The following is a 12,967-nucleotide window of genomic DNA, read 5'->3' as shown; positions in this document are numbered from 1 at the left end:
CGTGGCCGCCGACAGAGGGCTCGCCGTGCGGATCATCCCGTGCCTGGACGTCGACGCTGGCCGGGTGGTCAAGGGTGTGAATTTCGAGAACCTCAGGGACGCCGGTGATCCCGTGGAACTGGCCGCCGTCTATGACGCCGAGGGCGCCGACGAACTGACCTTCCTCGATGTGACCGCATCGTCGTCGGGTCGGTCCACCATGCTCGAGGTGGTGCGCCGCACCGCCGAGCAGGTGTTCATCCCGCTGACCGTCGGTGGCGGGGTCCGCTCGATCGCCGACGTCGACACGCTGCTGCGGGCAGGTGCTGACAAGGTGTCGGTCAACACGGCGGCCATCGCGCGCCCCGACCTGCTGGCCGAGATGTCGCGTCAATTCGGCTCACAGTGCATCGTACTGTCGGTCGACGCACGCACGGTGCCCGAGGGTTCACCACCCACCCCGTCGGGCTGGGAGGTCACCACCCACGGTGGGCGCCGGGGGACCGGTATCGACGCCGTGGAGTGGGCCGTGCGCGGCGCGGAACTCGGGGTGGGCGAGATCCTGCTCAATTCGATGGATTTCGACGGCACCAAGGCCGGCTTCGATCTGCCGATGCTGCGCGCGGTGCGCGGCGCGGTCACGGTACCGGTGATCGCCAGCGGCGGCGCCGGAGCGGTCGAGCACTTCGCGCCCGCGGTGCAGGCGGGTGCGGATGCGGTGTTGGCGGCCAGCGTGTTCCACTTCAAACAGCTGACGATCGGTGAGGTGAAGGCGGCGATGGCAGCCGAAGGGATCACGGTGCGGCTGTGAGTCTCGATCCGGGTATCGCCGCCCGCCTCAAGCGCGACCCCAACGGCCTGTTCACCGCGGTGGCCCAGGAGCGTGGCACCGGCCAGGTGCTGATGGTGGCGTGGATGGACGACGTCGCGCTGGACCGTACGCTGCGCACCCGCCGGGCGACGTACTGGTCACGCTCGCGAAAGCAGCATTGGGTCAAGGGCGAGACGTCCGGGCACACCCAGTACGTGCATTCGGTACGTCTGGACTGCGACGGTGACACGGTGCTGTTGGAGGTCGACCAGACCGGGGCGGCCTGTCACACCGGCGCGCACACCTGTTTCGACGCCGACGAACTCCTCGCGCCGGAGCCTCAGGCCGACTGACGGCCGCGCAGCACGGACAGCGCCTTGTCGGCGTGGGTCTCCATGTTGAGTTCGCTGGAGATCACCTCGAGAACGGTGCGGTCGGTGTCGATGACGAATGTGGTGCGCTTGACCGGCATCAGCTTGCCGAGCAGTCCGCGCTTGACTCCGAACTGCCGGGCGACGGTGCCGTCCGCATCGGACAGCAAGGGATAGTCGAAGCGCTGGGTGTCGGCGAATTTCGCCTGTTTGTCGACCGCGTCGGTGCTGATGCCGACCGGCGACGCGCCGACCGCGGTGAATTCGGCGGCCAGATCGCGGAAGTGGCAGGCCTCTTTGGTGCAGCCGGGCGTCATTGCGGCTGGGTAGAAGAACAGCACCACCGGACCATCGGCGAGCAGTGCGCTCAACCTGCGCGGGGTACCCGTCTGGTCGGGGAGTTCGAAGTCGGCCACCCGATCGCCTCGGTTCATGATCGTCACGATACGTCTGGGAGAATCGCTGCGTGCAGACGACCTCGCGCGAGGACTTCCGGGCGCTGGCCGCCGACCATCGCGTCGTACCGGTGATCCGCAAGGTGCTCGCGGACAGTGAGACGCCGCTGTCGGCGTATCGCAAATTGGCCGCCAACCGGCCGAGCACCTTCCTGCTGGAATCGGCCGAGAACGGCCGGTCGTGGTCGCGGTGGTCGTTCATCGGGGCCGGTGCGCCGTCGGCGCTCACGGTGCGTGACGGTCAGGCGGCCTGGCTCGGGGTCACGCCGAAGGACGCACCCAACGGCGGTGACCCGCTCACCGCGCTGCGCGACACTCTGAGTCTGCTGGAGACCGCCGCGCTGCCGGGCCTGCCCCCGCTGTCCAGCGGCCTGATCGGCTTCTTCACCTACGACATGGTGCGCCGGCTCGAACGGCTCCCCGAACTGGCGACCGACGACCTCGGGCTCCCGGACATGCTGTTCCTGCTGGCCACCGACATCGCCGCCGTCGACCATCACGAGGGCACGATCACGTTGATCGCCAATGCGGTCAATTGGAACGGCACCGACGAACGGGTCGATTGGGCTTACGACGACGCGTTGGCGCGCCTGGACGTGATGACCACCGCGCTGGAGCAGCCGCTGGCCTCGACCGTGGCCACCTTCGAGCGTCCCCAGCCCCGGCACCGGTCGCAGCGCACGGTGCAGGAGTACACCGCGATCGTCGACAAACTGGTCGGTGACATCGAGGCTGGCGAGGCCTTCCAGGTGGTGCCCTCACAGCGCTTCGAGATGGACACCCCGGCAGATCCGCTGGACGTCTACCGGATGCTGCGGGTCACCAACCCCAGCCCGTACATGTATCTGCTCAACGTCCCCGATGCCGACGGCAATCTCGACTTCTCGATCGTCGGCTCCAGTCCGGAGGCGTTGGTGACGGTCAAGGACGGCCGGGCGCAGACCCACCCGATCGCCGGGACCCGGTGGCGCGGGGAGACCGAGGAAGAGGACGTGCTGCTCGAGAAGGAGCTGCTGGCCGACGAGAAGGAGCGCGCCGAGCACCTGATGCTCGTCGACCTGGGTCGCAACGATCTGGGCCGGGTGTGCGAGCCGGGGTCGGTACGGGTGGAGGACTACAGCCACATCGAGCGGTACAGCCACGTGATGCATCTGGTGTCGACGGTGACGGGCCGGCTCGCCGAGGGGCGGACGGCATTGGACGCCGTGACGGCCTGCTTCCCGGCCGGCACCCTCTCGGGTGCGCCGAAGGTGCGGGCCATGGAGCTCATCGAGGAGGTCGAGATGACGCGACGCGGACTCTACGGCGGTGTGCTGGGCTATCTGGACTTCGCGGGTAACGCCGATTTCGCCATCGCGATCCGCACCGCGCTGATGCGCGGCGGTGTCGCCTACGTCCAGGCCGGCGGCGGTGTCGTCGCCGACTCGAACGGTCCCTACGAATACACCGAGGCGTCGAACAAGGCGCGGGCCGTGCTCGGCGCGATCGCCGCCGCGGAGACGCTGGCGGGGCCGTGACCCGGGTAGCCCAACTCCTGCTGGTGCTGTCCGCGGCGGCACTGTGGCTCGCCTCGCGCTTCACCTGGGTGGACGTCAGCTCGTTCGACGGCCTCGGTCAACCCAAGACGTCCGGGCTCAGCGGCGCGGCCTGGTCGACGGCGCTCATCCCGTTGGCGCTGGTGGTGCTGGCCGCTGCGGTGGCCGTCCTCGCGGTGCGTGGCTGGCTCCTGCGGCTGCTGGCTGTGCTGGTGGCTGCGGCCAGTGCCGGGATGGCCTACCTGGCCATCAGCCTGTGGATCGTCAAGGACGTGGCCCCGCGGGCGGCGGACCTGGCCGAGGTGGCGGTGGCCGATCTGACGGGCACCCAGCGTTATTTCACCGGCGCGGTGATCACCCTGGCGGCCGCGGCATGCGCGTTGGGTGGTGCGGTGCTGCTGATGCGTAGCGCGCGCGGCGGGTCAGGACAGCGGGCGATGACGGCCAAGTACGCGGCGCCGGCCGCTCGGCGCGAGGCCGCGCAGCAGGAGGAACCGGGAGAGAACATGTCGGAACGGATGATCTGGGACGCCCTCGACGAGGGTCGCGATCCCACCAATCCCGAGAGCAAGGGGCGGTGACCGCGGATGCCTCAGTGGCGACTACCCTTTGGGGAGACCGAACAGCGTCACACACCGGCCGAGCGCGAGGAGGGGACCGACCGATGAGTTCGGGAACCGTACTCGATTCCATCATCGAGGGAGTTCGTGCCGACGTCGCCGCCCGCGAAGCCGTCGTGAGCCTCTCTGAGATCAAGGAGCGCGCCGCGCAGGCGCCCCCGCCGATCAACGTCCTCGCGGCGCTCCGCGAACCGGGCATCGGTGTCATCGCCGAGGTCAAGCGGGCCAGCCCGTCGCGCGGTGAGCTCGCCTCGATCGGCGATCCGGCCAAGCTCGCCCGCGCCTACGAGGACGGCGGTGCGCGGGTCATCAGCGTGCTCACCGAGCAGCGTCGTTTCCACGGCTCGCTCGACGATCTCGACGCGGTGCGGGCCGCGGTCTCGATCCCGGTTCTGCGCAAGGACTTCATCGTGCGGCCGTACCAGATCCACGAGGCCCGGGCGCACGGTGCGGACATGCTGCTGCTGATCGTCGCCGCCCTGGAGCAGCCGGCGCTCGAATCGCTGCTGGAGCGCACCGAATCGCTGGGTATGACCGCGCTGGTCGAGGTCCATACCGAGGAGGAGGCCGATCGGGCACTGCAGGCGGGCGCCTCGGTCATCGGTGTCAACGCCCGCGACCTGAAGACCCTCGACGTCGACCGCGACTGCTTTTCCCGAATCGCCCCGGGTCTGCCGTCCAACGTCATCCGGGTCGCCGAGTCCGGCGTTCGCGGTACCGCTGACCTGCTGGCGTATGCGGGTGCCGGCGCGGACGCCGTTCTGGTCGGCGAGGGCCTGGTCACCAGCCGTGATCCGCGCAGCGCCGTCGCCGATCTCGTTACCGCAGGTACCCACCCGTCCTGCCCGAAGCCGTCCCGATAGCGTGGCCGAATTCGCCGGGACCGACCTGCCGCGTTCGAGCGCGGCCGTCGCTGAGCCCACCAGTCACGATCCCGACGCCCGGGGGCATTTCGGCGCCTACGGGGGCCGGCTCGTACCCGAGGCGTTGATGGCGGTCATCGAAGAGGTCACCTCGGCCTACGAGAAGGCTCGTGGCGATCAGACCTTCCTCGATGAGCTCGATCGGCTGCAGCAGCACTACAGCGGTCGGCCGTCCCCGCTCTACGAGGCGTCGCGACTCAGCGACCACGCCGGTGGCGCGCGCATATTCCTCAAGCGAGAAGACCTCAATCACACCGGATCCCACAAGATCAACAACGTGTTGGGGCAGGCGCTGCTGGCACGGCAGATGGGCAAGACACGCGTCATCGCCGAGACCGGTGCGGGCCAGCACGGGGTGGCCACCGCCACCGCGTGCGCGCTGCTGGGGTTGCAGTGCGTCATCTACATGGGTGCGGTCGACACCGCGCGGCAGGCGCTGAACGTGGCGCGGATGCGGTTGCTCGGGGCCGAGGTGGTGTCCGTGGAGGCCGGGTCCAAGACGCTCAAGGACGCGATCAACGAGGCGTTCCGCGACTGGGTGACCAACGCCGACGAGACCTACTACTGCTTCGGTACCGCCGCGGGCCCGCACCCGTTCCCGCTGATGGTCCGCGATTTCCAGCGCATCATCGGCATGGAGGCGCGGGTGCAAATCCAGGAGCAGGCCGGCCGGTTACCGGACGCGGTCACCGCCTGTGTCGGCGGCGGGTCCAATGCCATCGGAATCTTCCACGCGTTCATCGACGATCCGGGAGTCCGGTTGCTCGGCTACGAGGCGGCCGGTGACGGCGTCGAAACCGGCAGGCATGCTGCGACATTCACCGGTGGGTCGCCCGGTGCGTTCCAGGGCTCGTTCTCGTATCTGTTGCAGGACGAAGACGGCCAGACCATCGAGTCGCACTCGATCTCGGCGGGCCTGGATTATCCCGGTGTCGGCCCGGAGCACGCGCTGCTCAAGGACATCGGTCGTGCCGAGTACCGCCCGATCACCGACACCGAGGCGATGGATGCGCTGTCGTTGCTGTCCAAGACCGAGGGCATCATCCCGGCGATCGAGTCCGCGCACGCCGTCGCGGGCGCTCTGAAACTCGGCGCCGAGTTGGGGCCGGACTCGGTGATCTTGGTCAACCTGTCCGGACGTGGTGACAAGGACGTCGAGACCGCCGCCAAGTGGTTCGGGTTGCTATGAGCCGGCTCGGTGGACTGTTCGAAGCCTGCCGCGCCGAGCAGCGGGCGGCCCTGATCGGGTATCTGCCGACCGGATTCCCGGACGTGCCGTCGTCGATCTCGGCGATGACCGCGCTGGTCGAATCCGGGTGCGACATCATCGAGGTCGGCGTGGCCTACTCGGATCCCGGAATGGACGGCCCGACGATCGCCGCGGCGACGGAGGCGGCCTTGAGCGGTGGTGTCCGGGTGCGCGACACGCTGGCGGCGGTCGAGGCGATCAGCGACGCCGGCGGCAGCGCGGTGGTGATGACGTACTGGAACCCGGTGCTGCGCTGGGGGATCGAGGCGTTCGCCCGGGATCTCGCGTCGGCCGGGGGGCTGGGGCTGATCACGCCGGATCTGATTCCCGAGGAGGCCGACGAATGGATGGCCGCCTCGGAAAGCAATGACCTGGACCGCATCTTCCTGGTCGCTCCCTCGTCGACGCCCGAGCGGTTGGCCAAGACCGTCGAGGCATCTCGAGGTTTCGTCTACGCCGCGTCCACCATGGGCGTGACCGGCGCGCGCGATGTGGTCTCGACCGCGGCGCCGGAGTTGGTCAGCCGGGTCAAGGCTGTCACCGACATCCCGGTCGGTGTGGGCCTCGGTGTGCGTTCCGGACAGCAGGCCGCTGAGATCGGTGCGTTCGCCGACGGGGTGATCGTCGGATCGGCGTTGGTGTCGGCACTCAACGAGGGGATTCCGGCGCTGCGCGCATTGACCGAGGAACTTGCCGACGGTGTCCGGCAGAAGGCGACGGCGTGACCAGCACGCTGGCCTATCTACCGAGTCCGCCACAGGGTGTCTGGTATCTGGGTCCGTTCCCGCTGCGGGCGTACGCGCTGTGCATCATCGTCGGCATCGTCGTCGCGCTAGTGCTGGGAGACCGTAGGTGGCAGGCCCGCGGTGGCGATCAGGGCGTCATCTACGACATCGCACTGTGGGCGGTGCCGTTCGGCCTGATCGGTGGCCGGCTCTATCACGTGATGACGGACTGGCGGACGTACTTCGGTGAGGACGGCGCGGGCCTGGCGGCTGCTTTCCGAATCTGGGAAGGCGGCCTGGGCATCTGGGGTGCGGTCGCGCTCGGCGGTGTCGGGGCGTGGATTGCATGCCGTCGCCGCGGAATCCCGTTGCCGGCCTTCGGCGATGCGATTGCGCCGGGGATCATCCTGGCGCAGGCGATCGGCCGGTTGGGGAACTATTTCAACCAGGAGTTGTACGGCGGTCCCACCACTGTCCCGTGGGGGCTGGAGATCTACGAGCGCGTCGACGCGAACGGGATGCGCAACGATCTGATCGGGGTGTCCACCGGCCAGGTCGTCGAGGTGGTGCACCCGACGTTCCTCTACGAACTGCTGTGGAACGTGCTGGTTTTCGCCGTTCTCATCTGGGCGGATCGCCGATTCAAGTTGGGTCACGGCCGACTGTTCGCGTTGTATGTCGCGGGCTACTGCCTAGGCCGGTTCTGGGTCGAGCTGTTGCGCAGCGATATGGCGACGCATATCGCCGGTATCAGGATCAATTCGTTCACATCGATGTTCGTGTTCATCGGTGCGGTGGTCTACATCATGGTGGCCCCGCGCGGCCGGGAGGATCCGGAGAGCCTTCGCGAAGCGGTCGACGAGGAGCATCCGGAGCACCATCTCGAGGACGTGGAAGAGGCGGTCAAGGACCTCGTCACCGGTGCGGTTGCGGCGTCGGGGATCGGGGCCGCGGTGAAGGTCGCCGACCGGGACGAACCCCATGACGCGGAGACGTTGTCCCCGGATGTCGATGACGATCTACGGGACGAGGATTTCGAGGCGGTCGCCGAGGCGGAGGATTTGACCGAGGCGGTGGAGTCGGCGCCGTCGGAGGAGATTGTCGAGGCGGCGGAGTTCGCGCAGGCCGGTGAGGATGCCGAGCTCGAGGAGGCTGCCGAGCGCGCCGATGAGGCTGAGTCTGTGGCCGAGGAGATCGCCGCGGAGGATGCCGATGCGGGTGGTCAGGTTGAGGCTGAGGCAGTGGCCGAGGCGGCGGATTTGACTGAGGCGGTGGAGTCGGCGTCGTCGGAGGAGATTGTCGAGGCGGCGGAGTTCGCGCAGGCCGGTGAGGATGCCGAGCTCGAGGAGGCTGCCGAGCGCGCCGATGAGGCTGAGTCTGTGGCCGAGGAGATCGCCGCGGAGGATGCCGATGCGGGTGGTCAGGTTGAGGCTGAGGCGGTGGCCGAGGCGGCGGATTTGACTGAGGCGGTGGAGTCGGCGTCGTCGGAGGAGATTGTCGAGGCGGCGGAGCTCGCGCAGGCCGGTGAGGATGCCGATGCGGCGACGGCGGTAGGCGCCGTCGACGGCGAGGACGCTGTCGCCGCTGAGGAATCGGCGGCTGAGGCGCATGAGGCTGCGGTGGGGCGGGCCGATGAGGCTGAGGCGGTGGCCGAGGTGGTCGCGGCGGAGCCGGTTGGTGATGTGCCGGAGGTCGAGTCCGGGGATGTGCCGGTGGTGGCGGAGCCGTCGACCGCGCCTGGTGATGTCGAGGGTGATGAGGCTCAAGCGGCCGAGGAGTCGGCGGCTGAGGCGCATGAGGCTGCGGTGGCGCGGGCCGATGAGGCTGAGGCGGTGGCCGAGGAGGTCGCGGCGGAGCCGGTTGGTGATGTGCCGGAGGTCGAGTCCGGGGATGTGCCGGGGGCGGTGGAGCCGTCGACCGCGCCTGGTGATGTCGAGGGTGATGAGGCTCAAGCGGCCGAGGAGTCGGCGGCTGAGGCGCATGAGGCTGCGGTGGGGCGGGCCGATGAGGCTGAGGCGGTGGCCGAGGTGGTCGCGGCGGAGCCGGTTGGTGATGTGCCGGAGGTCGAGTCCGCGGATGTGCCGGGGGCGGTGGAGCCGTCGACCGCGCCTGGTGATGTCGAGGGTGATGAGGCCGAAGCGGCCGAGGAGTCGGCGGCTGAGGCGCATGAGGCTGCGGTGGGGCGGGCCGATGAGGCTGAGGCGGTGGCCGAGGAGGTCGCGGCGGAGCCGGTTGGTGATGTGCCGGAGGTCGAGTCCGGGGATGTGCCGGGGGCGGTGGAGCCGTCGACCGCGCCTGGTGATGTCGAGGGTGATGAGGCCCAAGCGGCCGAGGAGACCGCCGAAGAGGCGCACGAGGCGGCTGTTCAGCGGGCTCAAGATGCCCAGGCCGCCGCTGACGACACGACCGCGCTGCCGCTCAACTTCCGCCGCCGTTGGTGGCGTCGCCGCAGGTAGGCGGCGTGTCATAGGCACGTGGCATAATCGAACACATGTTCGAAACAATCACCGCTGCCAGCCTCGCCAATGCTGACGACGCTGCAGTGGTGGCCGCCATCGAGGAGTTTCACCGCGTCGAGGCAGCGGCGGGCGGCGCGTTTGGCCGCGATCGCTGAGTTGATGAGCCGTCGCATCGTAGAGGGTGACGAGCGCGACAATTGGGCCTGCGACTGCTGGGATTCCGCGGCAGCGGAGGTTTCGGCCGCTATGGGCATCGGCCAGCGTTCGGCGTCGCGCGAAATGCGTATCGCTGCTTGCCTGCGGGAGCGCCTGCCGCGCGTGGCGGCCCTGTACGCCGACGGGCGGCTCAGCACCAAGATCGTCTCGACGATTACCTGGCGTACTCGATTGGTCATCGACGTGGACGCCATCGCGCTGATCGACGCGGCAGTCGCCGAGGCGGCAACCGGGTGGGGTGCGCTGTCGGGCACAAGGCTGGAGCGATCCGTCGACTTCTGGGTCAATCGCTTCGATCCCGGAGCTTTGGTTCGCAGCACGACGAACGCACGAGAGCGTGATTTCCGGATCGGCGCACGCGACGACGAGTTGGGGACCACCACGGTGTACGGCGTGTTGTCGTCCACCGCTGCGGAAGTGCTGCGTCGACGGCTGGCGCAGATGCTGCGGGGCGTGTGCGTCAACGATCCGCGAACCGCCGCTCAACGGCGCTCCGACGCAATCCCCGAGATGGCTTTGGGTGCAGAGCGATTGGCGTGCCGATGTGGGTCGGAGGACTGTCGGGCCGCCGCCGCCCGCGATGCCGCAGCCGAGGCTGTGACCATCTATGTCGTGGCTGACAAGGCCGCGGTGACGGCCCAGCCCGACGGCTCATTGCACGGCGACCAACCCGTCGCCCCCCGTACTCCGAGTTCGCCGGCCAGCGCCGTGATGACCGATGGCGCACTAGTCCCGGCTCCCATTGTCGCCGATCTGATCGCCCGCGGTGCCAAAGTCACTCCGGCTACTCAACCTCTCGATGAGCCAGAGAGCCGTTATCGGCCGTCAGCAGCCCTGGCGCGCTTCGTATGGACCCGCGATATGACATGCCGGTTCCCCGGCTGCTCGAGACCGGCGGAGTTCACCGATATCGACCACACCATCCCTTATCCGCATGGACTCACTCATGCCTCGAACACCAAGTGTCTCTGCCGAATTCACCATCTTTTGAAGACGTTCTGGACAGGAGCCGACGGCTGGGCCGATCAGCAACTGCCCGACGGGACGGTCGTATGGACGTCACCGGCTGGTCGCACATACACCACTGCACCGGGCAGTCGGGCGTTCTTCCCTCAGTGGGATACCGCTTCCGCGGCGCTGAAAATCCCGAATACGGGCGCGATACCGGATAAGTCGGGTGTGATGATGCCCAAACGCCGACGCACGCGCGCCCAGGACCGCGACCAGCGGATCAAAGCTCAGCGTGCGCTCAACAATCCACCGCCCTAGCCGCGGACGCGGTAGCGACGCTCAGGACGCCCCTGGCCGTACTGCAGGCGCAGTTCCAGTGCGCCGGTTTTGAGATAGTGCTCCAGGTAGCGGCGAGCACTCACCCGCGAAATACCCACGATCTCAGCGCATTCCGCTGCGGACACCTCGCCGGCATCCTGAACCGCATCGAGAACCAAACGCCCCGTCTCTGCACCGAGGCCTTTCGGTAGCGGCGTCGGTGTGCCGGAAGCGTTGCGTCCGAACAGTGAGTCGATCAGGGATTGGTCGGCACCGTGTGCAGACTCCAGAGCATCGGCGCGGGCCGCGAACGCCTCGAGTTTGCTTCGCAGCTGCGGGAATTCGAACGGCTTGATCAGGTAGTCCGCCGCCCCACCATCCAGCGCACCGCTGACCGTGTCGAGCTCGCGAGCGGCGGTGATCATGATGACGCCCACCCGGTCGCCCGACGAGCGCAGGCGTTGCAACACCTCTAACCCCGTCATGTCCGGGAGGTAGACATCGAGAAGTATCAAGTGCGGCTTCAAGTCCTGTGCCGCCGCCAGAGCGTCCGCGCCGGTTCGGGCGACTCCGACCGCCCGGAACCCGTCGACCCGGTCGACGAACCGCCGGTGAATGTCGGCGACCATGAAATCGTCATCCACCACCAGGACGTCACGCATGCGCTGCCACCCGGCTCTGCGGCAGCTGCACCATGAACACCGCCCCGCCGCCCGGTCGGTCGGACACCTCCACGGTTCCCCCGTGTTGCGCGGTCACCAGCCGAACCAGCGCCAGGCCGATACCCCGGCCACCGGGAACCGACGATTTCGATGTCACGCCTCGAGCGAAGATCGCCTCTCGCAGATGTGCCGGCACACCGGGTCCGGTGTCCGACACGCTGATCGATAGGCCGGATGCGTCGGAGATGCCAACCACCACCTGTGCGTCACCCCTGCCCACCGAGACGTCCACCGCGTTGTCGATCAGATTGCCGAGCAGGGTGATGACGTCGGTCGCCAGCGCGGGCTCCAGCGCCGCCAAATGCGACATCGGCGCCACCGAGAGCGTCACCCCGTTCTCGGCGGCCAGCGTCGTCTTCGCGATCAGTAACGCCGCCACCGCCGGATCAGCGATCCGCTGTGTCACCGCATCGCTGATCGCCGCCCGCCGTCGGGTCAGCTCACCGACCAGATCCCGCACGGCGTCGTATTCCTCCAGCTGCACCAGCCCCGAGATCGTGTGCAACTGGTTGGCGAATTCGTGGGCCTGCGCCCGCAGGGTGTCGGTGACGCTCTTGTGTGACGACAATTGCGCCTGCAGCGCCGCGACTTCCGTGCTGTCGCGCATCGTGGTCACCGTCCCGATGTGTTGTCCGCCGCTGGACGCCGCGCGACGGTTGAGCGCGAGCACGCGGGCCCTGGTCGCGATCACCACATCACGTCCGTCCTCACCCGAGAGCAGGAAATCGACGACCGCCGTGTCCAGCCCCACCGTATCGACCGGTCGTCCGACCGCATCTCCCGACAACCCGAGCAGCTCCTGCGCGCTGTCGTTGAGCACGGTGATCACACCGGCGGTGTTCACCGCCACCACACCTTCGCGGATGCTGTGCAACAACGCTTCCCGATGATCTGCCAACCCGGCGATCTCGGCGACCTCCAGCCCGCGGGTGTGCCGTTTGATCCGTCGCGACAACAGCCACGATGCCAGCATGCCCAACGCCGCGCCCAGACCGAGATAGACCAGCAGTCGCTCGCCGGCCCCGCTGAGCAACTCCCACACCGATGGGTAACCCTCGCTGACCGAGGCGATCGCCAGCACCTCGCCCCGCGGCGAGAGCACCGGCACCTGCCCGATCAGGCTGTGTACCCCGCCGATGTCGTCGTCGCCGAACCACGCCCTGCCCTCGTCGGCCCGCGACGCCAGCAGGTCCACCCGCTGACCCACCCGCGCCGGATCCGACGACACCCGCACGAGGCCCGACGGATCCAGGATTTCGGCGAGGTCGGCTCCGGAGAGCGCTACCGCGCGATCGACCTCCGGCGCCAGCACCTTCGAGGCGAACGGATCCGCGAACCGGTCTCGCACGATCGGGGTCGACGCCACGTTCTCGGCGACCGCGATCATGCGCTGGCCCCGCACATCTCGGAATTCACGGGTGGATTGCGTGACCGACACCGCTCCGACCGCCAGCAGCACGATGGCGACCACCAGCAGCTGGAAGACCAGGAACTGACCCGCCAGGCTGCGTCGGCTGAAGACCCGTGAACTCAACGACCAAAACCTTCTTTGCGTCCGAATGCGTGACTCAGGTCACTGTCGGTGTCCAGTATTGCTGAGGATCACACCACGCTGATTGGGGACACCGTGCAA

13 protein-coding genes are annotated in these 12,967 nt (G+C 68.2%); 10 read left to right on the top strand and 3 right to left on the bottom strand.

Translation table 11 applies throughout. The features are described 5' to 3' along the window. The first annotated feature begins 1 nt into the window (after position 1). Positions 2-790 carry an imidazole glycerol phosphate synthase subunit HisF gene (hisF, locus tag ACN27E_RS05975; RefSeq protein WP_422747379.1) on the top strand — a complete coding sequence of 263 codons (789 nt, stop codon included), beginning with the start codon at positions 2-4 and terminating at the stop codon, positions 788-790. Then, complete coding sequence (hisI, locus tag ACN27E_RS05970; protein WP_422747377.1) at positions 787-1,143, top strand: phosphoribosyl-AMP cyclohydrolase; 357 nt, start codon at positions 787-789, stop codon at positions 1,141-1,143. Before hisF ends, hisI begins: the two co-directional genes overlap by 4 nt. On the opposite strand, the gene ACN27E_RS05965 is transcribed toward hisI, so the two are convergent. Beyond that, the gene (locus ACN27E_RS05965; protein WP_422747375.1) at positions 1,131-1,595 is read right to left on the bottom strand and encodes a peroxiredoxin; all 465 of its coding nucleotides are present in this window, start codon (positions 1,593-1,595) and stop codon (positions 1,131-1,133) included. The genes hisI and ACN27E_RS05965 overlap by 13 nt on opposite strands. Before the next feature lie 32 nt (positions 1,596-1,627). Between ACN27E_RS05965 and ACN27E_RS05960 the strand changes: the two genes are divergently transcribed. From ACN27E_RS05960 to ACN27E_RS05925, 8 genes are all read left to right on the top strand, one after another. Beyond that, positions 1,628-3,133, top strand: coding sequence for an anthranilate synthase component I (locus ACN27E_RS05960; protein ID WP_422747374.1), 1,506 nt, complete (start codon positions 1,628-1,630; stop codon positions 3,131-3,133). Next, a complete protein-coding gene (locus ACN27E_RS05955) occupies positions 3,130-3,732 on the top strand; it encodes a TIGR02234 family membrane protein (protein WP_422747372.1) in 603 nt (200 codons plus the stop codon). Before ACN27E_RS05960 ends, ACN27E_RS05955 begins: the two co-directional genes overlap by 4 nt. A gap of 83 nt (positions 3,733-3,815) precedes the next feature. Beyond that, positions 3,816-4,634 carry an indole-3-glycerol phosphate synthase TrpC gene (trpC, locus tag ACN27E_RS05950; protein WP_422747370.1) on the top strand — a complete coding sequence of 273 codons (819 nt, stop codon included), beginning with the start codon at positions 3,816-3,818 and terminating at the stop codon, positions 4,632-4,634. Position 4,635: 1 nt separating this feature from the next. Then, positions 4,636-5,883: a tryptophan synthase subunit beta gene (trpB, locus tag ACN27E_RS05945; protein WP_422747369.1), complete on the top strand. Its 1,248-nt coding sequence runs from the start codon at positions 4,636-4,638 to the stop codon at positions 5,881-5,883. Then, a complete protein-coding gene (trpA, locus tag ACN27E_RS05940) occupies positions 5,880-6,668 on the top strand; it encodes a tryptophan synthase subunit alpha (RefSeq protein WP_422747367.1) in 789 nt (262 codons plus the stop codon). Before trpB ends, trpA begins: the two co-directional genes overlap by 4 nt. After that, on the top strand, positions 6,665-9,124 hold the full coding sequence (lgt, locus tag ACN27E_RS05935; RefSeq protein WP_422747365.1) for a prolipoprotein diacylglyceryl transferase: 2,460 nt from the start codon (positions 6,665-6,667) through the stop codon (positions 9,122-9,124). Before trpA ends, lgt begins: the two co-directional genes overlap by 4 nt. Before the next feature lie 35 nt (positions 9,125-9,159). Further along, the gene (locus ACN27E_RS05930) at positions 9,160-9,282 is read left to right on the top strand and encodes a hypothetical protein (RefSeq protein ID WP_422747364.1); all 123 of its coding nucleotides are present in this window, start codon (positions 9,160-9,162) and stop codon (positions 9,280-9,282) included. 4 nt (positions 9,283-9,286) lie between these two features. Next, positions 9,287-10,612: a DUF222 domain-containing protein gene (locus ACN27E_RS05925; protein ID WP_422747362.1), complete on the top strand. Its 1,326-nt coding sequence runs from the start codon at positions 9,287-9,289 to the stop codon at positions 10,610-10,612. On the opposite strand, the gene ACN27E_RS05920 is transcribed toward ACN27E_RS05925, so the two are convergent. Both ACN27E_RS05920 and ACN27E_RS05915 read right to left on the bottom strand, forming a co-directional pair. After that, on the bottom strand, positions 10,609-11,274 hold the full coding sequence (locus ACN27E_RS05920) for a response regulator (protein ID WP_422747361.1): 666 nt from the start codon (positions 11,272-11,274) through the stop codon (positions 10,609-10,611). The genes ACN27E_RS05925 and ACN27E_RS05920 overlap by 4 nt on opposite strands. After that, positions 11,267-12,895, bottom strand: a complete 1,629-nt coding sequence (locus ACN27E_RS05915; RefSeq protein ID WP_422749654.1) for an ATP-binding protein — start codon at positions 12,893-12,895, stop codon at positions 11,267-11,269. Before ACN27E_RS05915 ends, ACN27E_RS05920 begins: the two co-directional genes overlap by 8 nt. Positions 12,896-12,967 lie beyond the last annotated feature (72 nt).

The organism is Mycobacterium sp. WMMD1722 (assembly GCF_049315205.1).
In the GTDB taxonomy this organism is placed as follows: Bacteria; Actinomycetota; Actinomycetes; order Mycobacteriales; family Mycobacteriaceae; genus Mycobacterium.
The sequence above is the reverse complement of the archived record's forward strand: the minus strand, read 5'-3'. Positions and strand labels throughout refer to the sequence as shown.

Bases quoted from the DNA above. Each gene is read 5' to 3' on its own strand.
- ACN27E_RS05965 (WP_422747375.1), bottom strand. From the start codon at position 1,595: ATGAACCGAGGCGATCGGGTGGCCGACTTCGAACTCCCCGACCAGACG.
- trpC (WP_422747370.1), top strand. From the start codon at position 3,816: ATGAGTTCGGGAACCGTACTCGATTCCATCATCGAGGGAGTTCGTGCC.
- trpA (WP_422747367.1), top strand. From the start codon at position 5,880: ATGAGCCGGCTCGGTGGACTGTTCGAAGCCTGCCGCGCCGAGCAGCGG.
- ACN27E_RS05930 (WP_422747364.1), top strand. From the start codon at position 9,160: ATGTTCGAAACAATCACCGCTGCCAGCCTCGCCAATGCTGACGACGCT.
- ACN27E_RS05925 (WP_422747362.1), top strand. From the start codon at position 9,287: ATGAGCCGTCGCATCGTAGAGGGTGACGAGCGCGACAATTGGGCCTGC.
- ACN27E_RS05920 (WP_422747361.1), bottom strand. From the start codon at position 11,274: ATGCGTGACGTCCTGGTGGTGGATGACGATTTCATGGTCGCCGACATT.